Below are 22,743 nucleotides of genomic sequence, written 5' to 3' on the forward strand. Positions count from 1 at the left end.
GACCGTTTCCCCGTCAGATCGTGTCGGGGCTGCGCAGGGTCTGCGCGGCGCGGCGTTCGGCGCGTTTGGCATCGCGCAGGCTGGGCGGGGTGACGCGTTCCACCCCCTGTGGGCCGACCATCCAACTGAGCGGCCGGCGCTGGGTGCCGATCGATTGCTGCAGCAGCATCAATCCTTCGAGCAGGGCGTCGGGGCGGGGTGGGCAGCCGGGGACGTAGACGTCGACCGGCAGGAAGCTGTCGACCCCCTGCACCACGCTGTAGATATCGTACATCCCGCCCGAATTGGCGCAGGAGCCCATGGAGATGACCCAGCGGGGTTCGAGCATCTGGTCGTAGAGATATTTGACGATGGGCGCCATCTTCACGAACACCGTGCCCGAGATGACGATCAGGTCGGCCTCGCGCGGGGTGGCGCGCAGGACCTCGGACCCGAAGCGGGCGATGTCGTATTTGCTGGTGAAGGCGGTGGCCATTTCGACATAGCAGCAGGACAGGCCGAAATTGAACGGCCAGACCGAGTGGGCCTGCCCCCAGGAGACGAAATCCTGCAGGCGGCCCATGACCAGGTTGCGCCGCACGGTTTCGGTCATTGTGGGGTTGGGCATGTCGGGGCCGGGCGGGGCGGGGTTGGACGGCGGGGCGTCGCCCGGCCGGGTGAGGGACCAGCGCATCAGACGCCCCCCGTGCCTGCCGCCTGCCCCACATGGCGCGGCGCGATGCGGCGGGGTTTGGGGCCCCAGTCCAGCCCGCCCCAGCGCCACAGATAGGCCAGGGCACCGAACAGGAAGAGGATGAAGACGAGCACGGCGCAATAGCCGCGCCAGCCGGCCGCCACCGAGACCGGCGCCCAGGCGAACAGGAAGACCGATTCCACGTCGAAGATGACGAAGACCATCGCGACCAGGTAATAATGGATGGGCACGCGCAGATGGGCCGAGCCCACCGGCAGCATGCCGGATTCGAACGGCACGTCCATCGACCGCCCGCGCGCCGCCCCGACCCGGCGCATGCCTGTCGCGGCGCCGAGCGCCAGCATGGCGGACAGCAGGATCACGATGGCGATCGTGTAGGACAGAAGCGGATGCTGCGTGCAGAATTCCGACATGGCCAGCACCGTTGGGGTTGACGTGACCAGAAAATGACGGACGTTCGACGGGTCAGACGTGAGATCGGACGTGGGGGGTGAACGTGGCCTGTCGCGGGCGGTTCATTAAAATCCTTCGCTTTTTCGCCGGATCACGCGTCCGTGTCGGTGGTAGCGGGGATGCTGTCGGGCAGCGTGCGAGACGGCCGGTGGTGCGTGGGGGTGAGATGTGCTGCCGGCACCTGGTGCCAACGCCGGGAGAACAGCGGCCTTCGTTCGTTATGGGAGACCGTGGAAGACCGGCATTTTTCCGGGAAGGGTGCATCCCCTGCCCCGCTGTCGTGGCCTGGCGGATCGGCGCGGAAACATGGCCGCGCGTTGCGGTCTTGGGTCCGCGCACGATGTCGTGCGCACGGCATGCGCACAAAGGCGTTGAATCATGGCCAACCTGACGGACCCCGGATTGCCTGTGATCGGAGCATACCCACGCTCGACGATGGACGCGTAGGGTTCTGGCGAGGTGGGATTGATAGTATGTCTTTATGCGATTGGTTTATTTAACTTTTGCGTACAAGAGGCAATCTCGGGGCTGGCTGCTGATGTTGGGATGAATAATCCATCGCCGCAGCACGCCTTCGCGGAGCAGCCCTGCTTTCTCCATGACGCGTGCCGACCCGATATTATCCACGTCGCAAACGCCGCTGATCCTGAAGCAGGTGTCCTGTGCCTGGAGTGCGTTTACCGCTTCTGTCAGGACTTCCGTCATAATGCCTTGCCGCCACCATCGACGTGCCAAAACATAGCCGAATTCAATATGATAAGGCTTTACATGACGCAGGCCGAAAAGGCCGCGAAAGCCTCCGGCCTGATCGCAAATCGCATAGGTGCGTGCCAGATCAGGAGATATGGCGAGGCAGCCATCAACAAATTTTTCGGTTTCGGTTAAATCCTTATGCGGAGTCCACATCGTATACCGAGAGACTTCAGGGTCCTGCGCATAGCCGTGAAATATTTCCTCCGCATCTCCCCTGGAGATCGGGCGCAGCGAATACCTTGTTGTATGAAGGCTCTCGGGCAACATGGAGAGAGTATGATTGATGGGCGATCGGCCGCCAAGCAATGAGTTATCAATCGACTGTCCCTGGCCGAACATGTCACTGACAAGCGTCCCTGCCTGACCGACGTCGCGCTCACCCATCGGCGTATTGTCACCAATATTGGCATCATCAACGCGCCCGGCCATGCCGAGCCGTGGATCATTGCGATGTCCGACATCCCCAGCTATCTGACAACACTGGATTACAGCGCATGATGGGGCATCGAGCCCATGTTTCCCGACTTCAAATCCAGCGCGGCTTTCGCCGCTTAGACTCCAACGCAGTGTCTCAATAACCGAGGCCGGTACAGGGGCTAGCACCGCCGCTTTCTAGTCCATCGACGGGCTCTTCACGTTTCGGGTGCCGAAAACGCTCGTCGCTCTATCGTGCGAAATGCCGCGTCAAATGCTTCGACGTGAATTTGGCCCCCCATGCGAACCGGAGCAGCGGGCCAAAACTGTTGGCCGCCGACGGTCCCACAAAATAGAGGCCGGGCACCGACGATTCGGTTGCGGGGGAAGACAACCAACGATACTTGCGATTGGTGGATCGCGAGATACTCCGACTCGCCGCATAACAGAATGACCGTGCCAGGGCGCGCGGGCGCATCCAATCAGAATACTTGTCGCAGGTATATTGCCGCATATATGATCCACAAACAGGGTCTATTTGTGAGGCAACCCGTCATGTCCGAGAGCACATTCCTCTCCGAAGCTTTCGATCCATCGGGGCTGATCGCGGCAGAACGCCTGAGCAACATGCTGACATCACACGAGGCGAACTGGCCGTAACACTGGGACTGTCGCGCGACGCCGTCTCCAAAAGCGCACGCCTCGGCCGCCCCGCCACCCAGGCGAGGCTACGCGACATGGTCGAGATCCTCAATCGGGTCCGGCCATGGGCGGCTTCAGCCCAACAGGCTTTTGCCTGGTACCGGGCGCAGCCCCTGCCCTCGTTCGGGGATCAGACTGCCGAGGCGCTCGTCCGGGAGGGCCTCGCCCCAGGCCATTGCCCGTTACATTGACGGTTTTTACAATCCCATCAGGCGACGTTCAGCGTTAAACTTCCAAAGCCCCATCCAGTTCGAGAAAATGGCGACTGACTGAACCAACGTCTCTCCACTTTTCCGGAGCAAGTCCAGACGCCGGTTTTACCGGACTCATCGATCTCCGCCCAAAATACCTTTAATCCCCATAAAGTTCGAAACCTTTCTCAAAACTGGCGTCACTTGGTCGCCGGCTTACAAGGGGCGACAAACGCAGTGCGGCGTGAAAGAACTACTGCGAGATTACCAAAGTACTAAGCCGTGGCGATCGACAAAGATGCCGGTCGGCCCATCCGGCGGAAGTGTCGCCAAACGGATGATCGCGTCCGTGCCTTCTTCGACCGTCTGTTGACCGCGATGTGCGTTCAAGTCGGTGGCCGTATAGCCAGGATCGGCCGCATTGATGTGGAAATTCGGGAGGGCACGCGCATATTGCAGCGTTAGCATAGTCAGTGCGCTTTTCGAGGCGCAGTACAGCGGCATGCGAACTTGCGACTCGAACCGTTGTGGGTCTTGAGTGATGGCGAACGAGCCGAGTCCACTGGATACATTCACAATGACGGGGTTCGTGGACGTTTCCATCAGCGGAATAAAGGCGTTCATGACGCGCACCGGCCCAACGACATTCGTGGCGAACACGGACTCGGCATCTTCCCCTGTCAATTCTGCGGCGGCCTTTCGGGTGCCTGCGATACCTGCGTTGTTGATGAGCACGTCCAGACGGTTTTCGCGCTTGCTCAATTGGGCGGCGGCATCGCGCACGCTCTCTTCATCGGTAACGTCCAATTGAAGCCACTCGGCATTGAGCCGCGATGCGGCCTCAATTCCCCGCTCGGATTCGCGTGCGCCGATATAGACGCGAAACCCCATGCTTTTCAGGCGACGTGCTGTCTCGAAGCCCAAGCCCTTGTTCCCGCCTGTGATAAGTGCAATGCGTTCAGTCACTTTCTTGCTCCATAGTTGCGCCGCGCGCCAAGTCAGTCTCTAGCACCTCGGCAACGGCATCGAGTTGCCGCGCCAGCTTTTCCAGCCTTTCCAACGGAAATGCATCCGCCGTTCGGCTGGCCCATGCCTCGAAATTTCGCTCCAACTGGGCAAGCACCTCGTTGCCTTTGTCGGTCAGCGAAACTCGCTGCGTGCGCTTGTCGGTTTCGTCTGGCGAAAAGATGAGGCAACCTTCTGTCGCCAATTCATCGGCGACACGCTGCACGGCCTGCCGCGTCAGTCGGCTTGACCGAGCAACAGTGGGAACGGTTCGGTCGCCCTCGCTGATCCTCAACAGCACCCGCCAGCGCGCAGAACTCTGTCCAAAGTGGCTGGTCATGGCGTCGCCATGCTTCAGCAGCGCGACATGAGCCGCGATCAGGCTGCGGGAAAATTGGCGAAACCGCTGTGCGCTGTCTGTATCCATAGACGAATTATTGACAATATATTGTCAAATGTCAAAGTTACCTGATACACCCGGCGCAGCAGGGAAAAAGTGCGACGCCCGTAAGGACGACGCACCGGGTGGTTGCAGTGCGATCAGTGTGCGACCGTCCGTCCGGTCGGATGATGCTCTAGTGTCCTGATTCCGAAATTCGCAAGCGAATTTTGGAATCGAAAGGACACTAGAATCAATATTTTAGTGGCCTGCTGATCCGAGAAATTCTCATAAGAATTTCTCGGGCAGGACACTAGCACCGCCGCTTTCTAGTCCATCGACGGGCTCTTCACGTTTCGGGTGCCGAAACGCTCGTCGCTCTATCCTGCGAAATGCCGCGTCAAATGCTTCGACGTGAATTTGGCCCCCCATGCGAACCGGAGCAGCGGGCCAAAACTGTTGGCCGCCGACGGTCCCACAAAATAGAGGCCAGGCACTGACGATTCGAAGAATCGTGTCAGCCGGGGCGTATTCTGTATCTCGGAGATCCGGGCGCGGATTGTCTCGTCCAGGAAGTCCAGGCGATTGATATCGACCCTGTAGCCGGTTCCCGCGACAACATGGTCCGCAACCATCTCCTCTTCGCCGCCATCAGGCTTGGCGAAGGTGACGGCGACCTTCTCCCCCCGCACCAGCGCATGCTTCAGGGCGAGGTTGATCCGGATAGGCACCTTGCCTTCCACCAGCGTGCGGCTGACCCATCCGGCGGCAGGTCCCAGATGCCCGCGCGTGACGCGCAGGCGGAAAGGCTCCGGCATCCGGTGAAAGACCGTCGGGAGATCCGACGCCATGCGGGACCGCCACCCAAGGCCAAGTCCCGAGCGCGGCTTGAGAAGCCTCGCATAGGCTAACTCTAGCCCACGCTTGTGATCCGGCGGGTGGTTGAACCAGATCTTGGGGCGCCGGGTCACGATCTCCACGTCGGCGCCTGCTTGATGCAGCAGCCCCGCCGAGTCTACGGCCGACGAGCCGCCGCCGAGGACCAGGATCTTGCGCCCGGCGGGATCCTTCATCCCTCGCGATTCAGACGTGTGGGAAACGAATTGCGGCGGCAGTCCCCGAAGCTGCGGCGGGAGATAGGCGTAATGCGTTATTCCGACGGCGATGACAACGCGCCGCGCCCGGATGATTTCGCCGTCATCCAGGCGAAGGAGGAAGCCCCCCTGGCTTGCCGTGATCCTGGCGACGTGCCGCGTGTCCAGATCCGGCAGCAGCCGCTGCTGAAACTCCCGCCCGTACGCATGGAATACTTCAACCGGGATGGGCACACCCACATCCGCATAGGCATGACCGTGGCGCCTGCAGAAGTCCCGAAGACGATTCAGCCTGAGCGGATCGAATATATCGGAGGCAAAACCCTCGGATTTGAGATGCATGCCGCTCGGCATATGGCTTCGCCAGACCGCCATCGGTGAGCCAAAGATCTGGAAGTCCACGCCGCGAACCGACAGGTGGGCTGCAAGCGACAATCCATACGGGCCGGCCCCCACTATAACGAAGTCTGTCCACTTAACCATTATGTCGATCATCCCCAATCCGGTCGCGTTCACGGCGGAGCCGTTCGCTTGACAACGAGATGCGGCGACCAGTGCGAGACGAAATGTCCATGACGCGCTCCGCCAGGAATCGCTTCAGCTTCGTATTCTCTCGTATTCTCTCTTTCCAGAGTCTTGAGCCGCTGCGCTTCCGATACCTCCATCCCGCTGTGTTTCGATCGCCACGTGCAGGAGGTCGCGTCGCCGATCCCGTGCTTGCGGCACAGATCCGCAACCGTGGAATCCGCCCTGCGCCCTTCTAAACCCGGCGGCCGTCATGTTACAAATGTTGTCACGATCCCCTGCTTACGCAAAGCGCCTTTCATAACGAACGCTTCGGACCATTCTTCGGAGGCTTGCACCAGCGGAAATGGCTGAATTCAGGGTCCTTATAGTTACCACGACCTGGTGGCCGTCGACGGCCTATCTCGCCATGGCATTCGGACGCGCCGGGGCGGCCGTATATAGTCTCAGTCCGGCCGGCAATCCGCTTCGCAGGCTCAAATTCGTAAGAGGGAGCCTGACTTATTCCGCATGGGACCCGCTTGGATCACTGGTGGCGTCCATAGGATCTTTCGAGCCGTTTCTGCTTGTACCAATGGATGACCGCGCCATAGGCCATATCCATTCGCTCCATGCAAAATCGCGATCATTTGATGTTGCTACTGGTCAAAAGATACGTGATGTGATCGAACGGTCACTTGGCTCGCCCCTTGGCTATGGCATAAGCGGGACCCGTTATCCCTTCCTGGAAGCCATGCGAAGCAGGGGCGTCTTCACGCCTTCGGGAGCGGAGCTGCTCTCGGTGCGCGATGTGCGGAACTGGTGCGCGACGCAGGCACCTCCCTGGGTCATCAAGGCCGAAGAGAGCTGGGGCGGCTCGGGGGTTCTGATCGCCGATACCGTCGCCGAGGCCGAAGAAGCGTACCGGGAATTGTCCGCCCCGCTCGCCTTTCACAAGGCTCTCCGCCTCCTGCTTGTCGACCGCGATCCCTTCACGCTTGCGCGATTTCTTCGGCGGAAGACGCGCAACGTCATGGCGCAAGCGCATATTCGCGGAAGCCAGGTGACGTGCATGGCTGCGGCCTGGCAAGGGCGGCTGTGCGGGGTCGTTACGGCCGAGGTTCTTTCGACGCAAGGCCGCGTGGGAGCGTCCACGTTCCTGCGGTTGATCGGCAATCCGCACATCGAGGCCGCCGCTTCCATAGCCGCGGAACATCTGGGCCTGTCCGGGTTCTTCGGACTCGATTTCATCATGGAAGACGGTACGGGGCGCTGCCTGCTGATCGAGATGAACCCACGGTCGACGCAACTGGGTCATATCCGGGCGCATGGCGCCGACCTCGCAACGCGGCTGTGCGCTGCCGCCGGCCTGGATGTGCTTGCACCTGACAATCGCCCGGACCATTCCGAGAGGATTGCGTTCTTCCCGCAATGCCTCCGCTTCGCCGGGAGCGACGTGGATAAGTGGGAGCTTGCGGCCGAGGACATTCCGTGGAGCGAACCCGATCTTGTCGAGGAGCTGCTTCGTCTTCCCTGGACCAGGCGCGGCATCCTGGCGCGGCTTGAATCGCTCGTGCGTCAGAACGACGCATTCGGCTCGGCGATTGATCCGCAGAGCATCCGCGAGATTCGCGCGGAGCTGGAGCGTCGCCGCCCGCGGGCAGCATCTCCGGAGCGACCGGATTCGACGGTGCCAGGACGCGTGGCTGTCGACGTCAATCGGTAGGCGCGTCGCATGGCCCCGCTCGGCCGGGAGCCGGATGGGCGCAGCGGGCTGGCCAGGGCGAACGCCGGTGCGTCGCGTCCTGGTTCTCCGTCAGTCGCTGCCTGGCACTGCCTGGATTTTCGCTTGGAATGAGATTGGCCTGCAAGGTCAGTGCGGCGATCATGCCCGACCGGGTTTCGTGCCCGGCCTTCGCCAGTGCGTCCAGCCGCTTTAGAACCCCGCGCGGCAGGGAGATGTTGGCCCGTTCCACGCGGTCATCCAGCATGGCCGGGTCAATGGTCACGAACCCCACCGCCCATCCGGCATATTCGGGAAGCCTGCGGACCATATCCAGCGTGCGCGGAGACGGGACCGCGTCGCCTGCGTCCAGCGTGGCGTCGATCCAGCCCGCCGCCGCATCCGCCGCGTTCGCCAGGGCTTCATTTAGCGTGTCGCCCGCCGAGACGCAGCCGGGCAGATCGGGAAACATGACACCGAACGCCGTGGTCTCCCCCCCTCTTCGATCATTACCGGGTAGCGCATCATCATCTCTCCTGCAGGGCCGCCTGCTTGCGGATCGCGGCCACGAGGCCGCCGCCCAGGTCTTTCTTCGGATGCGGCACGACCACGATGCCCGGACGATCGGGAATATACGGGGAATTGTCTCAGCATATTCAAGAAAACGGAATCGTTTTCCGGGATATTTGTGGAAACCACGACATAGAAAAAAGTCGGATCATCATTTTTTCGTTTCGCTCTCTGGCCATTGCCTGGCCGCGTGCAGGACACGCAATATCGTCACGGTTTCGACATCCACGCGCTTGGGCGCCATTCAAGCGCCCGCACGGCCGCGACGCTTCCGGTCGATCAGGGCCTGCGCATCGTCCATCACCTGCCGGTGCGGAACAGACGGGCGCGTATCCGCCAGCGCCTCATGGACCTTGGTACGAAACCATGCGTCATAAGCCTCGGGATCGGCGGTCAGGCCCGGCGGTAGGCCGCCGTCTTTTACAACCCGCGTCAGCAGGATACGCACGGCGTCGGAGACGGTCAGGCCGAGATCGGCCAGTTTTTCCGTCGCTTCCGCCTTGAGGCGGTCGTCTATGCGAACATGCAGCATCGAGGTTTGCGTGGCCATGATCGGTCCTCCCTGGTGACCCGGATCGTAGCATGTATGTCAAATGAGATACAGATCTATCATACTCCCGGCCTTTCGCCGGGTCTGGCTCGTCAACATCTCCCCGACTGGCAACCCGTATGGCCGTTCCCCTTATCCCGCCCCCTGATGCGTCGCCGCCGATCAGCGTGTTGAATCCGGTGCTTGAGATATAGGGACGTGCCGCATGTCCTGCTGACGCAGGCATCGACCAGCATTCCGGTCAGGTCCTGAGACGCTGACCGGCCGGGGCGGTTGGATCGCGTCTTATGCGTAAAACCGGACGGAGCCCCTCCGACTAGCTGGATCGGGGTGCCTGCGCGCCAGTCTGCTATCGGTTCGGACCTCCCCTAAAGCGAGAAGCCCTTCGTCATTTCGTAGCGATTGCAACGGCAGCACCGGTCATCATTCCAGCGCTTGTGCGATTTGCGGCCCGCATTGCCTTGGGATTCGCCAAAAGGCGACGTGCACGGACGGCTATAAAGGACCAAGCGAGGTCGATCGCGGCCAGAACGGTGACGAGGGTGCCTGTCAGGGCAGCCCATCCACCAGTCGTCACATGGCCGACATCAATAATGGTCGGAAGAAGGGCAACGTAGAACACCATAATTTTCGGATTACCTAACGTCACGACCATTCCAACGCCGAACATTTTGAGGGGTTGGTGCCGTCTTGGTGCTTCGTCTTCCTTGATTTCAACTGGCGCGTTCCACATGCTCCACGCAAGATACAGGAGGTAAGCCACACCGGCATATTTCAGGGCAATAAAAACGGTGCCGAAAGATTGGGCGAGAGCGGAAAGGCCCGTAACGGCGATTCCCCGCTTCATTTCCGTAAGAAGGAGCAACAACGGTGAAGAAAAATCCTATCGTTCTCCCCTCTGATCCGGGCGACCCGGAAGACGGGGCCGTTACCCAAGAGGGCATGGAGCGTGGCCAGCGCGCCCGTCTGATCCGCATGACGCGAACCGGCCTGGGTCTGACGCAGGCCGAATTCGCCGAGCGCTTCCGTGTGCCGGTGGGAACCCTGCGCGATTGGGAGCAAGCCCGCGCCACCCCTCCCGACTTCGCCATCGCCTATGTGCGGGTGATCAGGCAGTTTCCCGATATCGTCGCGAAGGCGGTGGCCTGATCCCAGTCGGGTGGCCTGCGGCTTCCGCTGTCCCGGCTCAGGCAGTTCGGGTGTGAGTCGGGCCAAGGTTCACCCGGAGGAGTGGGAATTGTGCGTGCTGCCTGATCGGGAAGCCGGAGACCTTGCGTTTCACGCTGCATGGGTATGCGACGGAAGCTGTCTCTACACTTCGGCCACGCGACGGTACTGAATCCGTCTATGTGATAGCGCTTATTATCAATGCCGCCATTTCTGAAGAGATTATGTTCCGAGGGGCTTTTCCATCTTTGTTATTCCATATCAATCATAATGCGATGTTCGCAATTATTGCCTCGGCAATCGTCTTTGGCTGCATGCACTGGTATCAGGGGGCACGCGGCGTATTATCGACCTTCTGCCTGGCCGTCATATTTAGCCTTATCCTTGGTGGCGGATTCAGCCTCTATCTGGTCATTGCCTTGTATTTTGTGCTCAATATGTTTGCGCTGTTTGTGTTGCCAAAGCGATCTCTGGCTGAACCTGGGTGACGGAAGCAAAGTCGGTGAGACTCGCTTGGCCGATCAGGCCGTAAAGAATGCGCGCAATTGGGCGTGCATCCAGGGATAGAAGTCCTCCGCTTTTGTGTTCAGCCTGGATTTCAGATCGCGCGTCAGATCGTCGGCCAGCACCTCGAGCGCGCCTGTGGCGACGCCCTCATAAGCCTGGCTGACCACGCTTGCCGGGCTGCTTTTCGGCACGTCGTAGCCGGCCGCCATGGGCGTGTCGATCATACCGACCAGCAGGCCCACTACCTGCGTGCCTTGCCCTTCCAGCTCAAACCTGAGTGCGTTGGTCGCTGACCAGAAGGCAGCCTTCGACGCCGCATAGGCGGTCGGCATGCTGATCCACGCCGCAGCGGACAGAATGTTTAGCAGCGTTCCACCACCGTTGGCGGCCAGGACGGGCGCAAACGCGTTCGCGACGCGCAGCGAGCCGAAGAAATTGGTCTCGAATATGCGGCGGAGTTCGTCTTCCGGCCCTGAAATGGAGTCGGATGACGGCGCGATGGCGGCGTTGTTGACCAGCAGATCAACATCCGGGGCCATCGCGACAGCGCGGGTAACCGCATCGGTGCTGGTAATATCCAGGGGCAGCGGCTGCACACGGGTATCGGGCCAGCTTCGGGGCGTACGTGCCGCCGCATAGACCTTCCTGGCCCCACGTTCGAGGGCCTGCGTGACGAACTCTTGGCCAAGGCCGCCAGTCGCGCCGGTCACAAGCACAGTGCGCCCGCTGAGAGGCAATCCAGACTTGTCAGACGATGCAGTCATGTCCTACTCCAAACTATATGGGGACTATCCCCATATATCCGGGGATAGTCCCCACTTTGTCAAGACGGGGTTCGATGGCTGCTGAACGACGGCCGATGCGCGCAGATGCCCGGCGTAACCGCGATGCAATTCTGGCGGCGGCGCGTGAGGTCTTCGAAACTGAAGGCGTACTCGCCTCGCTCGACGCCATTGCTCTTCGCGCGGGGGTTGGAAACGCGACCCTCTACCGGAATTTCTCCACCAGGGAGGATCTTCTTGCGGCGGTTATGGGGGCCAGCATCGACGCTGCACGGGCGGAGGCAGAAGCGCTCGGTCGCGAGCGTTCGCCCCGCGATGCGCTTGCTGAATGGCTGGTATGGCTGACGTGGCGACTACGTATCTGGCATGACCTACCTCAGTGTATCGCTACCGCTCGCGGCATGTCAGGCGCCTCGATGAATCCAGCGATTTCCTCTCTCGTGGATCAAACGAAAAACCTGCTTGGCCGGGCGCAAGAAGCGGGTAATGCCATCGATGCGATCAACGCCAGCGACGTTTTTGAGTTGGTGACAGCATTGTCCTGGGCAGTAGACAGATTCGGAGATGATGAGCCTGCCGCTCGCAGGCGCGTGGAGATCGCCACCGCAGGGCTTTTCACACCGCTATCGGAAAGTCGCTCTTCCGTTACTTATCCAGGCTGATTGTGACCTGAACGTCCGGTGCCCCTCTTTCCCGCCCAGGACAAGATCGTCCATTTCCCTTATCTCCCCCGCAAATAATGGGTTTACGGCCTAAATTTCACTTGAATTCACGGGTCTCCATGGCGTGAATGACGGGAGAACGGAACGCGTCCCGAGGTCGTGAATGTTACGTGGCACCCTTTGGCTCTGGATGTTTGGTGGTGAACCCTGGTTTAGAATAAGGGTCGGCAACGGTATATCGAGGCCGTTGAACCTGAAAGGGTGGCTCTTTACCGTAACGTCGATTTCCGCCGTCATCCTTCTTTCGCTGGTTTTTCCCGAGCCTTATTCTTTATGGGCGGGTTGGGCGTGGTGTTCGGGCTTATGTATCTGAAGTCCGGCGTTCCGTAGTCCTTGCAGGTCAGGCTTTCAAAAGAGATCATGCATGACATCCTGGCGGCGCGGCGCGGCGCCGCGCCTGACGCAATTCTGGGATCATCGTGATGCAGCAGCTTGCCAAACCTGTCCGTGTCGGCCTGATCGGCTATGGTTTTGCCGGCAGGACTTTTCATGCGCCGTTGATCGGTGCCGTGGAGGGGCTGTCGCTGGATGCGGTCGTTTCGCGCCATCCCGATGCCGTGCGTGCCGATCTGCCGGGGGTTGGCGTCCGTTCGACGGCCGAGGCGCTGCTGGCCGATGGGGCGATCGACCTTGTCGTGATCGCCACGCCGAACGAGACCCATGCCCCGCTGGCGCGTGCCGCGCTGCGGGCCGGCAAGCATGTGGTCGTCGACAAGCCGTTCGCGCTCGATCTCGGCGAAGCGCGGGCGCTGGTCGACCTGGCCGGCCGCACGGAGCGCCTGCTGTGCGTGTTCCACAACAGGCGCTGGGACAGCGATTTTCTGAGTGTGCGCGCGGCGATCGCGGACGGCGTGATCGGCCGGGTGACGCATTTCGAATCCAGGATCGACCGGTTTCGTCCGCAGGTCCGCGATCGCTGGCGCGAGCGCGACGTGCCGGGCGGCGGCATCTGGTTCGATCTCGGTCCGCATCTGATCGACCAGGCGCTGCTGCTGTTCGGCCTGCCCGACCGGGTCGTCGCCTCGCTGGCGCGCCAGCGCGACGGGGCGCTGACGGATGACTGGGCGCATGTCGTGCTGCTGTACGGCGAGCGGAGGGTGATCCTGCATGCCGGGATGCTGGTCGCCGGCGGTTCGGCCCGGTTCGTCGTGCATGGCACGGGGGGAAGCCTGGTGAAGCAGGCGGCCGACCGGCAGGAAGCGCAGTTGCTGGCCGGGATGCGGCCGGGCGATGCCGGGTGGGGCGAGGATGCCGATCCGCTGGTCGTGTATGCCGGCGACGGCACGGCGCGACACCTGCCGGCCCATGCCGGCGACCAGCGGCGGCTCTATGCCGAGATCGCGGCGGCGCTGGGCGGCGCGGGCGCCAATCCGGTGCGCCCGGTGGAGGCTTTGGCGGTGATGGCCGTGCTGGACGCGGCGGTGGTGTCGGCCCGGGACGGGATCGCGGCCGAACTGTCCCTGACGAACGCCGAGCGCGGCCAATGGGGGACAGGGGCGGCCCGGATCCTGGTGTGAATAGGGACCGGTCCGCCTCAAGCCCGCCTGGAAATGCGGGCCGGCGAGCCAGAGCGGAACGCAATGGGGCGCCCAGCGTGGGTTTGTGAGATAGCCATGGATACGGTCCGCCCGAAGCCTGCCCGGAAACGTGGGCTGGTGAGCGAGAGTGCCGCGCAGCGGCACGGCCGGCGTGGGTTTGTGAGCATCGCAGCGCAGCGGCCTGGATGGCCGTGAGCAGCGAAGCGCATCAAACCCGCGTCGGATCGCCATGGATACGGTCCGCCCGAAGCCTGCCCGGAAACGTGGGCTGGTGAGCGAGAGTGCCGCGCAGCGGCACGGCCGGCGTGGGTTTGTGAGCATCGCAGCGCAGCGGCCTTGTGGGCCGTGAGCAGCGAAGCGCAGCAAACCCGCGTCGGATCGCCGCCAGCGCGCGTTTACGGGCAGGCTTGGATGGGGGGGTGGGTGTCTGGGGGCATGGGACTGACATAAGGCTGGCGGCGCAGCCGGTCCGCGTGGTCGCGTTTGGCGCGGTCCAGCAGGGCGGGGTCGGAGAGGATGTCGGTGGCGGTGGCGGCCATGACCTTGGCGACGTGGACCATGCCCTTGTGCGCGACGGAGGATTTGCCCTGGGCGGTCATCTGCCAGGAATGCAGGGTGGTGCCGATGGCGCAGGTGGCGCCCAGGGCCTGGACGGTGGGCACCACCCAACTGACGTCGCCGACATCGGTCGAGCCCAGCAGGATCGGGCCGGCCGGCGACGGATAGGGCAGGATGGCGTCGCAGAGCGGGCGGTCGGTGTCCGCCGGCAGGCCGACCTGGCGCAGGGCGGCGGCGATGTCCTCGGGGTTGAAGGTGGCCTGCATGTCGCGCGCGAAGGCGCGGTCGGATTCGTCGAAGGGCGGCGGGCCGAGGCGTTCGAGATTGGCCTGCATGGCGGCTTCGAGCGGGGGATTGCCCAGCAGGTTGGCCATGCCGCTGACGACCTGGCAGGTCACGGTGGTTTCGGTCATCAGCGCCGCGCCCTCGGCGACGCGGCGCACGCGCTGGGCCAGGGCCAGCATGTCGTCGAGTTCGGCCGCGCGGACGGTGTAGCGGATCACGGTCCGGGACTGCACGACATTGGGCGCGGCCCCGCCGGCATCCTGATAGGCGTAGTGGATGCGCGAGCTGGGCAGCATATGTTCGCGCAGGTAATTGACCCCGACATTCATCAGTTCGGCCGCGTCCAATGCCGAGCGGCCGAGATGCGGCGCGGCGGCGGCGTGGGCGGCGCGGCCGGTGAAGGTGAAATCGAGGCGGATATTCGCCAGCGCGGCGGGCGGGAAGACCGTGGCGAAGGCGTAGGGGTGCCAGGAGATCGCGGCGTCGACGTCATCGAACACACCCGCGCGGACCATGAAGCCCTTGCCGGCGCCGCCTTCCTCCGCCGGGCAGCCGTAATAGCGCACGCGCCCGGGCGTGCCGGTGGCGGCCAGCCAGTCCTTGACGGCGGTCGCCGCCAGCAGGGAGGCCGAGCCGAGCAGGTTATGCCCGCAGGCATGGCCGTTGCCGTCGCCGGGGACGGGCTGGTGCCGGGTCAGGCCGGCTTCCTGGCTGAGGCCCGGCAGGGCGTCATATTCGCCGAGGAAGGCGATGACCGGGCCGCCCTCGCCGGCCTCACCCATCACGGCGGTCGGCAGGCCGCCGACGGCGGGCGTGACGCGGAACCCCTCGGCCCGCAAGGCGTCGGCGTGCAGCGCGACCGAGCGGAATTCGGTGAAATTCAGTTCCGGCACCGCCCAGACCGCATCGCTGAGCGCGATCAGCGGTGCCTTGCGGGCCTCGACGAGGTCCCAGACCGGTGCAGCATTGCGCATGTTTCCCCCTGTCGGTCGCGATCAGCGCGGCAGCATAGACCAGGAATCGCGGGCAGGTCACGTTTGCGCTGGCGCCTGCCGTTCGGCGGGAGGACGCCGCGCGCTTCGGTCGGCCGATCCGGCGGCGGGATCGACCATGCCGGAGTCCCGCCATGCCGGAGGTCCCCCCGGCCGCCATTGACGGCATTGGGCTGCGTGGCGGATAGTCCGCCACCGGCGTGGTCGTGTCCGCCGCCATGTCCGCCCCCCCACCGGCCCATCGGAGCGTTCAGACCCCCATGCGTCCATTGCTTGCGTGCGCCCTTCTGACCGGGCTGTTCCTGGTTCCGCCTGCCGCGCGGGCCGACGATGCCGCCTTGCGCCGCGCGGTCGCCGATCCGGCGCGCACGCCGAAATTCGTGGCGCGCGATGCCGTGCGCCATCCGGTGGAGGAACTGGAATTCTTCGGCATCACGCCGCGTTCCACGGTGGTGGAAATCTGGCCCGGCGGTGGATATTGGACCGAGATCCTGGCGCCCTATCTGCATGACCGGGGCGTTTATTACGTTGCGATGGGCGCCGGCGACGGCACGCACGTGGAAAGCGCGTTCTCACGCTTTCCACAGGCCGAGCAGGAGCGGTTCGACGCCGACCCGGCCCGTTTCGGCCGGATCCGGCGGACCGTGCTGTCGCAGGGGCATGACGATATCGCCCCGGCCGGCAGCGTGGACATGGTGCTGACATTCCGCAACCTGCATAACTGGATGAAGCAGGGCGATGCGGAAGAGATGATCGCGGCGGTGCACAAGGCATTGAAACCGGGCGGAATTTTCTGTGTCGAGGACCATCGCGCCCGGCCCGACGCGCCGCAGGACCCGCGCGCGCTGAGCGGATATGTGCGGCAGGATTACGCGATCGCGCTGATCGAGAAGGCGGGCTTCGCGCTTGTTTCGCATTCCGAGATCGATGCCAACCCGAAGGACACGACCCATTGGGCGAAGGGCGTCTGGACGCTGCCGCCGACGCTGGCCCTGGGCGAGCAGGACCGCGCCCGGTACCAGGCGATCGGCGAGGCGGATAATTTCGTGCTGAAATTCCGCAAGGTCCCGTGAGGCGGCGGACGCGCCGCGTCGTGTGACGCCGTTCGGGCCGCCGGTAAAACGCGCGCGGCGGGAATGGCCCGGCCGGCCTGATACCCATATGACCGGGCACCCATATGGCGGAGGCCATCATGCCGCCGGGAAGGGGAGCAGCCATGCCGTATGCGTCCGTCGAGGCGTTGCCGGATTCGGTCCACGCGCATCTGCCGCGCCATGCGCAGGAAATCTATCGCGCCGCGTTCAATCGCGCCTGGTCCGATTATGCCGACCGGGGGGCGTTGCGCGAGGAGACCGCCCACAAGGTGGCCTGGGCGGCGGTCAAGCATCGCTATCGCAAGGACGAGGATCGCTGGATCGAACGGTAGGGAGAATCGGGCCTTTCCGGGCGATCAGGACGACCAGTTTTCCTGAAAATCGCCGTACAGGGTCAGGCCGCCATCGACGAACAGGGTCTGGCCGGTGATGTAGGCCGCCTGCGCCGAGGCCAGGAAGAGGATGGCGTCCGCGATCTCGTCCGGTTCGCCCGGGCGGTGCATCGGGATATGGCGCGATACGGCCGCGCGCTGCGCCGGGTCGTCGGTCCATGAGGCGTTCATCGGGGTCACGATGGCGCCGGGGGCCACCGCATTGATGCGAATGCCCCGGGCGGCATATTCCAGCGCCAGGGTCCGCACGATATTCGTCACCGCCCCTTTGCTGGCGGAATAGCCCAGATAGCCGGGCTTGGGTATCGTCTGGTGGACCGAACCGACGACGACGATCGTGCCGGCCGTGCCGGTCCTGGTCCAGTGGGCCAGGGCTTCACGCGCGTAGAGCATGACGCCGCCGACATTCACCGCCATCACGTCGTTGAAATCCTGCAGCCGGAGCGCGTGCGACGGCGAGGGGATCTGGAATCCGGCATTGCATACCAGGACGTCGATCGTGCCCATCGCCGCGATCATGTCGCGCATCGTGGCGCTGACATTCCGTTCATCCGCGACATTGCCCGGAAAGGCCAGGTGGGGGCCGGCGGCGACCGGGGGCAGCGCGTTCATGGTGCGCAGGGCCGTGTCGGGATGCAGGTCGTTGACCGCGACGCGCGCGCCTGCCTCGGCAAAGCGGCGGGCGGCGGTCGCGCCGATCCCCTGCCCCGCGCCCGTCACCAATATCGCGCGCCCTTCGAACCGGCCATTGCCGCACCGATCGTCGCCGGACATGGGTCCCCCATCACCGGCCGGGCGCGGTTCGTCGAAACCTGTCATGTTTCCCCCATCCCGTTATGTTTCCCCGTCATGTTTCCCCTGTCAAGTTTCCCCTGTCATGTTCCCTTGGGGGCCCCTTCACGATGTCCTCATGTCCAGATTAAGGAATTCTTCAGACTTCAAGGCCACTATACTTGGCCGATTTTTCTGACGGCCTGCCGATCGTGTGCGCTGGTGGAATTTTTGGACGGATCATGTGGCGGCCGTTCCGGAAGATCCCTGTTTTGTCTTGAAAATCCGGAACCCGCAGGGGAATACGGGGTTAAAGCCGGCGGGTTTGCCGAGAAGGGGATGGCAATGCGCGGGTTTCGTCCTGCTTGTATCATGCCGGTCGTGCGGGCGCTGACGGTCGGGGCGTCCATCATCTGGGCGGCCGGCCTGTCATGGATGACGCGCCCGGCCGATGCGGCGGCCTCTCCGATACGGCTCTGTGGCAAAATGCCGGTCTTCAACGACGAATTCAACGACCTGCGCCTCGGGGCGTGGAAGCTGAACGGCGCCCGGTGGATCGCGCATACGCCGTGGGGCGGCGATTTCGGCGATGCGCGTTTTACCGATCCGGGCCCGGGATCGGCCTTTTCGGTCCATGACGGTGTCCTGTCGATCGCGGCGCGCAAGGATGCGGCGGGGCACTGGTCGTCGGGCATGCTGGCGTCGGCGGATACGGACCATAACGGCTTCATGACGATGTACGGGTATTTCGAAACCCGCATGAAGCTGCCGCCCGGCCCGGGAACATGGGTCGGCAGTTGGCTGAACGAGGACGTGCCGACGGGCTGGATGCTGCCGACGGTGGAAATCGATACGATCGAGTATTACGGCCAGTTTCCCGACAAGTTCCACACCACGATCCATGTCTGGCACGGGCATTCGGCCGGGCGGGACAAGGGGGCGGCGATCCTCAGCACCGTGCCGGCCAATTCGCTGGTCGATGCGTTTCATACCTATGGCACTCTGGTGACGCCGCAATGGGTGGTGTTCTACCTGGACCGCAAGGAAATCTGGCGCAGTCCGACGCCGCCGGAGCATAAGCGGCCCTTCATGTTCCTGATCAACCTGGCGCTGGGGTCGGGCTGGCCGATCGACAAGACCCTGAACCCGGCGGTGATGCAGATCGACTACGCCCGGGTATACCGGCCCACCGACCCGCAGGCGTTCGCGCGCTGCCTGGTGGAGCATTCCGCCCATTCCTGATGGGCTTTTCCTGATTTCGTTTTTTTTATCCTGTTAGCTGGTTAGCCGGCCCAGAGAGTTCGAGGTGACGTTTTGACACGATCCCATCTGTTTCGAAAACAAAACAAAAAGCGAGGAGATCATGTCGCGGATAATGGGAGTGATCGAGGCGATCCCGGCGCTGTACAAGCGTCCCAAAGACGGGATGGCCTATAATCCGCAGATCGACGGGTTGCGCTGTCTGGCGATCCTGTCCGTCCTGGTGTGGCATGGCGGCCTGCGCATCGTGCGCCATGGCGAGCTGCTCGATCCTGGGGGAGGAAGGCTGGAGGGGCTCTATGCCGTGCTGCCGCATGGCGAGATCGGGGTGGTTCTGTTCTTCATGATCAGCGGGCTGATCATTGCCCGGCCGTTCCTGGGCGATCCGTCGCGGCCCGTGGCGCCGGGCAAGTTCTATTATCGCCGCTTCCACAGGCTCTATCCGCCCTATCTGATCGCGCTGGGGCTGTGCAGCATACCGGTCTTCCTCGACGTCCTGCATCACAACCACACGTGGCGGATCACCCCGACCGAGAGTTTCCTGGCCAGCATGGCCTATGTCCACGGCGTGGTGTGGAATGCGCCGTCGATGTTCATTCCGCCGCTATGGTCTCTGGAGGTCGAGGTCCAGTTCTATCTGCTGTTTCCAATGCTGATCGTGATCTACCGGAAGATGGGCGCGTCGCGGATCGCATCGACGCTTGCCGTGCTGGCCCTGTATGTCGTGACGCTGGGCTATATCCACGGGCTGTATGGGTTCGACGGACGATTCCGCTTCGGGCTGGTGACCCACCTGCCCTATTTCATCATGGGGATCATCGTCGCGGACCTGGCCGAGCGCCATGGCGCGGCGGCGCGGCGGCGCGCCGGAGAGTGCGACCTGCTGCTGTGCGCCGGTCTCGTGCTGTTCCTGCTGGCCGGGCTGGCGCTGACCCGGGTCAATGCCGAGGCCCGGCCGCCGGTGCTGTACAGCGCGTTGCAGGCGCTGTCGATGCTGTCCTGCCTCTGCGTCATGGTCGGGGCGATGTATGGGCGGCGCGGCGGGGCGCTGTTCGGCAATGCGTGGATCTGCCTGACCGGGACCATGTGCTATTCGATCTATCTGGTGCATGTGCCGCTGATGGAGGCCATCGAGACCGTGGTGCTGCACAGGCTGCCCGCGACCTCGCCCGTGCTGTTGGGGATGACGGACGCCGCGGTGCTGCTGCCCAGCGTCTGGCTGGCCGGGCTGGGATTCTATATCTTTGTCGAACGGCCCTTCATGAACCGGCAGGCGCGGCCCGTGCCGTCCGCCTCTCTGGTCACGGAGGCGGCGCTGGCTGCGGGTACGGCCCTGACGGACGGCGCGCAGGCCGTCGTCGGATCGGCGACGCAACCATCATCCGCGCCCGGATCGTGACCTCATCCGGCCGTGAATTTCGCCAGGATCCGGTTGGCGGCGCGGCCTTCCGGCGTCCTTGTCTTGCCGGGCGTCCGGAAGCGGCCGACCTGGCCGGTCAGTTTTTCGGCCTCGCCCGTCAGGCGGCGGGAGGCCGCACGGAATTGTTCGGCGACCGCGGCGTTTTTCTGCGTCGTCTGGTCCATGGCGCCGACCGCGATATTGATTTCCGCCAGGCTGGCCGATTGTTCCGTGGCCGCCACCAGGATGCCGTTCAGGCCGTCGCTGATCCGGGCGATGAAGCCGGAAATGTCGTGCAGGGCCTTTTCGGTGTCGCCGACGCGCCTTGAGCCGGCCTGCACGTCCTGGGTGGTCTTCCTGACCAGCGCGTTGATGTCCCTGGCCGCCTGGGCGCAGCGCAGCGCCAGGGCCCGGACCTCACCCGCGACGACGGCGAAGCCCTTGCCCGCGTCGCCGGCCCTGGCGGCCTCGACCCCGGCATTGAGCGCCAGGATATTGGTCTGGAACGCGATGCCGTCGATGGCTTCGACGATGGAGACGATCTGTTTCGCGCTGTCCTCGATCCGCCGCATGGCCTCCTTGGTCTGATGCATGATCTCGGAGGAGGCGGTCGCGGAGTCGCGCGCCTGCAGGCCGATTTTCTGTGCGTCGCCGATCTGCCGGGCCGAGCTGCCGACGCTTTCCGTGATCTCGTTGACGGCGGCGGCCGTTTCCTCGAGCGATGCGGCCTGCTGCTCGGTGCGGCGGGCGAGGTTTTCCGCCCCGGCAGCGACATCCGCGGTGCCCTGGCCGATGCCCCGGCCGGACTCGGCGATTTCGGACAGGGCATCGGCGAGCCGGCGGATCGACATGTTGAAATTCCGCCGGAGCGGCTCGAACTCGGAGGACAGGCCGTCATTCAGTTGAAACGACAGATCGCCGCCGGCGAGCCTGTCCAGCCCGGCCCCCATCGCCGTGATGGCCGCGTCGATATTCCGGATCCTGACGATTTCTTCTTCCCGGGTCTTCTTTTCGAGCCGTTCGTGCCGGCGCCGGGCTTCGGCCGCTTCGGCCTCGACATGCCGGGCCTTGAGGAGCGAGGCGCGGAATCCGTCCAGCGCGCGGGCGACCAGGCCGATTTCATCGTGCCGTCCGGTTCCCGAAACGGCCGCGTCATAGTCGCCCCGGCCGAGTTCGGCCACCGATGCGAGCAGGCTGCGGAACGGTGTCTTGATCAATCGTCCCGAAATGAGCGCGATGACGGCGATCGAGACCATCATGAGGACGGCGCCCGAGACCACGAGGGCCACGACATTGTCGCGCACCGGGGCGGTCAGGGCGGTTTCGGGGATGTCGACGACGAGGGTCCAGACCGTGTCGAAGCCGGGGATTACGAAAGGGACCAGGACCCTGTCCTGCGTGCCGTCGTGAAAGCCGCGGATGATCCGGGCCTTGCGGGACGACAGGGCCTGCGACACGGCGCCCCTGCCCTCGTCCCGGTAGGGTTTCATCAGCTTTGCGCGGTCCGGATTGGCGATCCAGGTCATCTTGTCGGACAGGAGCGAGAGGGTCCTGCTGCCGATGACGTCGGAATTCCCCAGCAGCGTCACGATCCAGTCGAGCGGGGTATCGATGCCGGTGACGCCGATTTTCCGGCCGTCGAAGACCAGGGGATAGGCGAACGACACCATTTCGATGCCGCTGCCCTCGTCGACATAGGGGTCGGTCAGGACGCCGGTGCCCGCCGCCATCGGAAGCGTGAACCAGGCCTGGCCGTAATGCTCCTCGAGTGCATTGAAATCGATCGTGCCGTCGGGCTTGCGCATGAAATAGGGATTGAGGATACCGTGCGCGTTGCTGCCGGGCGCATGGGGATCCTTGCGGCCGTCGAAGCCGGAGGGGATTTCCTCCATCCAGACGCCGTAGATGTTGGGAAAACGGGCCTCGGTTTCGCCGAGCAGGCTGACGATTTCGGCCCGGCTGCCGGTCCCGGCCTTGTGCGCGGCCTCGATCGCGCCGGCATTGTCGCGTGCGACGGTGTTTTGCTCGGATAGTCGCTGGGCGATCCGGTCGGCCAGGATCTGGCTTTGGGAGACGGCTTCGGCCAGCACGGTCTTCTCGACCTGGGACTTCATCATCCCTGCCGATATCGTGACGGCCAGGGCCTGGATGATGATGAAGGAGAGGCCGCACATCAGGACGATGCGTGCGGACAAACTGTTCCAGAGCCGATGATCTGAATGACCGGACATCAAAGGCCGTATC

23 protein-coding genes and 1 pseudogene are annotated in these 22,743 nt (G+C 63.6%); 9 read left to right on the top strand and 15 right to left on the bottom strand.

Annotated elements, in window-relative coordinates; all coding sequences use genetic code 11:
* Window positions 1-13 precede the first annotated feature (13 nt).
* The 7 genes and pseudogenes from QN315_RS03325 to QN315_RS03355 all read right to left on the bottom strand — a co-directional run.
* Window positions 14-673 carry an NADH-quinone oxidoreductase subunit B gene (locus QN315_RS03325; protein WP_176640756.1) on the bottom strand — a complete coding sequence of 220 codons (660 nt, stop codon included), beginning with the start codon at window positions 671-673 and terminating at the stop codon, window positions 14-16.
* Window positions 673-1,107, bottom strand: coding sequence for an NADH-quinone oxidoreductase subunit A (locus QN315_RS03330; protein ID WP_323991487.1), 435 nt, complete (start codon window positions 1,105-1,107; stop codon window positions 673-675). Before QN315_RS03330 ends, QN315_RS03325 begins: the two co-directional genes overlap by 1 nt.
* Window positions 1,108-1,639: 532 nt before the next feature.
* On the bottom strand, window positions 1,640-2,329 hold the full coding sequence (locus QN315_RS03335; protein ID WP_323991488.1) for a GNAT family N-acetyltransferase: 690 nt from the start codon (window positions 2,327-2,329) through the stop codon (window positions 1,640-1,642).
* Between the two features lie 1,142 nt (window positions 2,330-3,471).
* Complete coding sequence (locus tag QN315_RS03340) at window positions 3,472-4,173, bottom strand: SDR family NAD(P)-dependent oxidoreductase (RefSeq protein ID WP_323991489.1); 702 nt, start codon at window positions 4,171-4,173, stop codon at window positions 3,472-3,474.
* Complete coding sequence (locus tag QN315_RS03345; RefSeq protein WP_323991490.1) at window positions 4,166-4,639, bottom strand: MarR family transcriptional regulator; 474 nt, start codon at window positions 4,637-4,639, stop codon at window positions 4,166-4,168. Before QN315_RS03345 ends, QN315_RS03340 begins: the two co-directional genes overlap by 8 nt.
* Window positions 4,640-4,971: 332 nt before the next feature.
* Entirely contained in the window at window positions 4,972-6,180 is a 1,209-nt protein-coding gene (locus QN315_RS03350; protein ID WP_323991491.1) for an NAD(P)-binding domain-containing protein, read from the bottom strand.
* A gap of 64 nt (window positions 6,181-6,244) precedes the next feature.
* Window positions 6,245-6,428, bottom strand: a pseudogene (locus QN315_RS03355) (transposase); the annotation flags it as partial.
* Between the two features lie 356 nt (window positions 6,429-6,784).
* Here QN315_RS03355 and QN315_RS03360 point away from each other — a divergent pair.
* On the top strand, window positions 6,785-7,915 hold the full coding sequence (locus QN315_RS03360) for an ATP-grasp domain-containing protein (RefSeq protein ID WP_323991492.1): 1,131 nt from the start codon (window positions 6,785-6,787) through the stop codon (window positions 7,913-7,915).
* Here the strand turns inward: QN315_RS03360 and QN315_RS03365 are convergent.
* From QN315_RS03365 to QN315_RS03380, 4 genes are all read right to left on the bottom strand, one after another.
* Window positions 7,905-8,384, bottom strand: coding sequence for a type II toxin-antitoxin system HicB family antitoxin (locus QN315_RS03365; RefSeq protein WP_323991493.1), 480 nt, complete (start codon window positions 8,382-8,384; stop codon window positions 7,905-7,907). The genes QN315_RS03360 and QN315_RS03365 overlap by 11 nt on opposite strands.
* A gap of 55 nt (window positions 8,385-8,439) precedes the next feature.
* Entirely contained in the window at window positions 8,440-8,544 is a 105-nt protein-coding gene (locus QN315_RS03370; RefSeq protein ID WP_408904683.1) for a type II toxin-antitoxin system HicA family toxin, read from the bottom strand.
* 182 nt (window positions 8,545-8,726) lie between these two features.
* Window positions 8,727-9,032: a type II toxin-antitoxin system RelB/DinJ family antitoxin gene (locus QN315_RS03375; protein WP_323991494.1), complete on the bottom strand. Its 306-nt coding sequence runs from the start codon at window positions 9,030-9,032 to the stop codon at window positions 8,727-8,729.
* 388 nt (window positions 9,033-9,420) lie between these two features.
* A complete protein-coding gene (locus tag QN315_RS03380; RefSeq protein WP_323991495.1) occupies window positions 9,421-9,900 on the bottom strand; it encodes a LysE family translocator in 480 nt (159 codons plus the stop codon).
* A 2-nt stretch (window positions 9,901-9,902) separates the two neighbouring features.
* Here QN315_RS03380 and QN315_RS03385 point away from each other — a divergent pair, with 2 nt between their 5' ends.
* Both QN315_RS03385 and QN315_RS03390 read left to right on the top strand, forming a co-directional pair.
* Entirely contained in the window at window positions 9,903-10,181 is a 279-nt protein-coding gene (locus QN315_RS03385) for a helix-turn-helix domain-containing protein (RefSeq protein ID WP_323991496.1), read from the top strand.
* A 122-nt stretch (window positions 10,182-10,303) separates the two neighbouring features.
* Window positions 10,304-10,687, top strand: coding sequence for a CPBP family intramembrane glutamic endopeptidase (locus QN315_RS03390; RefSeq protein WP_323991497.1), 384 nt, complete (start codon window positions 10,304-10,306; stop codon window positions 10,685-10,687).
* 33 nt (window positions 10,688-10,720) lie between these two features.
* Here the strand turns inward: QN315_RS03390 and QN315_RS03395 are convergent, their stop codons facing one another.
* Entirely contained in the window at window positions 10,721-11,470 is a 750-nt protein-coding gene (locus QN315_RS03395; RefSeq protein ID WP_323991498.1) for an SDR family oxidoreductase, read from the bottom strand.
* Window positions 11,471-11,544: 74 nt separating this feature from the next.
* Here QN315_RS03395 and QN315_RS03400 point away from each other — a divergent pair, with 74 nt between their 5' ends.
* Window positions 11,545-12,150 (top strand): helix-turn-helix domain-containing protein, encoded by a 606-nt coding sequence (locus tag QN315_RS03400; protein WP_323991499.1) that lies wholly within the window; start codon window positions 11,545-11,547, stop codon window positions 12,148-12,150.
* 482 nt (window positions 12,151-12,632) lie between these two features.
* Window positions 12,633-13,727: an oxidoreductase gene (locus QN315_RS03405; RefSeq protein WP_323991500.1), complete on the top strand. Its 1,095-nt coding sequence runs from the start codon at window positions 12,633-12,635 to the stop codon at window positions 13,725-13,727.
* Between the two features lie 416 nt (window positions 13,728-14,143).
* Here QN315_RS03405 and QN315_RS03410 read toward each other — a convergent pair whose 3' ends face one another.
* Window positions 14,144-15,565, bottom strand: coding sequence for a M20 family metallopeptidase (locus tag QN315_RS03410; RefSeq protein ID WP_323991501.1), 1,422 nt, complete (start codon window positions 15,563-15,565; stop codon window positions 14,144-14,146).
* Between the two features lie 278 nt (window positions 15,566-15,843).
* On the opposite strand from QN315_RS03410, the gene QN315_RS03415 reads away from it, so the two are divergent.
* The gene (locus QN315_RS03415) at window positions 15,844-16,656 is read left to right on the top strand and encodes a methyltransferase (RefSeq protein ID WP_323991502.1); all 813 of its coding nucleotides are present in this window, start codon (window positions 15,844-15,846) and stop codon (window positions 16,654-16,656) included.
* Window positions 16,657-16,799: 143 nt separating this feature from the next.
* Entirely contained in the window at window positions 16,800-17,009 is a 210-nt protein-coding gene (locus QN315_RS03420) for a ChaB family protein (protein WP_323991503.1), read from the top strand.
* Between the two features lie 24 nt (window positions 17,010-17,033).
* On the opposite strand, the gene QN315_RS03425 is transcribed toward QN315_RS03420, so the two are convergent.
* Window positions 17,034-17,843: a glucose 1-dehydrogenase gene (locus tag QN315_RS03425; RefSeq protein ID WP_323991504.1), complete on the bottom strand. Its 810-nt coding sequence runs from the start codon at window positions 17,841-17,843 to the stop codon at window positions 17,034-17,036.
* Between the two features lie 342 nt (window positions 17,844-18,185).
* On the opposite strand from QN315_RS03425, the gene QN315_RS03430 reads away from it, so the two are divergent.
* Window positions 18,186-19,082, top strand: a complete 897-nt coding sequence (locus QN315_RS03430) for a glycoside hydrolase family 16 protein (protein ID WP_323991505.1) — start codon at window positions 18,186-18,188, stop codon at window positions 19,080-19,082.
* Window positions 19,083-19,203: 121 nt separating this feature from the next.
* Window positions 19,204-20,499, top strand: coding sequence for an acyltransferase (locus QN315_RS03435; protein ID WP_323991506.1), 1,296 nt, complete (start codon window positions 19,204-19,206; stop codon window positions 20,497-20,499).
* A gap of 2 nt (window positions 20,500-20,501) precedes the next feature.
* Here QN315_RS03435 and QN315_RS03440 read toward each other — a convergent pair whose 3' ends face one another.
* Window positions 20,502-22,730 carry a methyl-accepting chemotaxis protein gene (locus QN315_RS03440; RefSeq protein ID WP_323991507.1) on the bottom strand — a complete coding sequence of 743 codons (2,229 nt, stop codon included), beginning with the start codon at window positions 22,728-22,730 and terminating at the stop codon, window positions 20,502-20,504.
* Window positions 22,731-22,743 lie beyond the last annotated feature (13 nt).

This window comes from Nguyenibacter sp. L1 (assembly GCF_035199985.1).
GTDB classification, from domain to species: domain Bacteria; phylum Pseudomonadota; class Alphaproteobacteria; order Acetobacterales; family Acetobacteraceae; genus Gluconacetobacter; species Gluconacetobacter vanlangensis.

Coding starts and splice junctions, on each gene's coding strand:
- QN315_RS03410 (WP_323991501.1), bottom strand. CDS start 15,565: ATGCGCAATGCTGCACCGGTCTGGGACCTCGTCGAGGCCCGCAAGGCA.
- QN315_RS03430 (WP_323991505.1), top strand. CDS start 18,186: ATGCGCGGGTTTCGTCCTGCTTGTATCATGCCGGTCGTGCGGGCGCTG.
- QN315_RS03335 (WP_323991488.1), bottom strand. CDS start 2,329: ATGGCCGGGCGCGTTGATGATGCCAATATTGGTGACAATACGCCGATG.
- QN315_RS03350 (WP_323991491.1), bottom strand. CDS start 6,180: ATGATCGACATAATGGTTAAGTGGACAGACTTCGTTATAGTGGGGGCC.
- QN315_RS03405 (WP_323991500.1), top strand. CDS start 12,633: ATGCAGCAGCTTGCCAAACCTGTCCGTGTCGGCCTGATCGGCTATGGT.
- QN315_RS03435 (WP_323991506.1), top strand. CDS start 19,204: ATGTCGCGGATAATGGGAGTGATCGAGGCGATCCCGGCGCTGTACAAG.
- QN315_RS03415 (WP_323991502.1), top strand. CDS start 15,844: ATGCGTCCATTGCTTGCGTGCGCCCTTCTGACCGGGCTGTTCCTGGTT.
- QN315_RS03360 (WP_323991492.1), top strand. CDS start 6,785: ATGGATGACCGCGCCATAGGCCATATCCATTCGCTCCATGCAAAATCG.
- QN315_RS03395 (WP_323991498.1), bottom strand. CDS start 11,470: ATGACTGCATCGTCTGACAAGTCTGGATTGCCTCTCAGCGGGCGCACT.
- QN315_RS03420 (WP_323991503.1), top strand. CDS start 16,800: ATGCCGTATGCGTCCGTCGAGGCGTTGCCGGATTCGGTCCACGCGCAT.
- QN315_RS03375 (WP_323991494.1), bottom strand. CDS start 9,032: ATGGCCACGCAAACCTCGATGCTGCATGTTCGCATAGACGACCGCCTC.
- QN315_RS03400 (WP_323991499.1), top strand. CDS start 11,545: ATGGCTGCTGAACGACGGCCGATGCGCGCAGATGCCCGGCGTAACCGC.
- QN315_RS03425 (WP_323991504.1), bottom strand. CDS start 17,843: ATGTCCGGCGACGATCGGTGCGGCAATGGCCGGTTCGAAGGGCGCGCG.
- QN315_RS03365 (WP_323991493.1), bottom strand. CDS start 8,384: ATGTTTCCCGATCTGCCCGGCTGCGTCTCGGCGGGCGACACGCTAAAT.
- QN315_RS03440 (WP_323991507.1), bottom strand. CDS start 22,730: ATGTCCGGTCATTCAGATCATCGGCTCTGGAACAGTTTGTCCGCACGC.
- QN315_RS03330 (WP_323991487.1), bottom strand. CDS start 1,107: ATGTCGGAATTCTGCACGCAGCATCCGCTTCTGTCCTACACGATCGCC.
- QN315_RS03345 (WP_323991490.1), bottom strand. CDS start 4,639: ATGGATACAGACAGCGCACAGCGGTTTCGCCAATTTTCCCGCAGCCTG.
- QN315_RS03325 (WP_176640756.1), bottom strand. CDS start 673: ATGCGCTGGTCCCTCACCCGGCCGGGCGACGCCCCGCCGTCCAACCCC.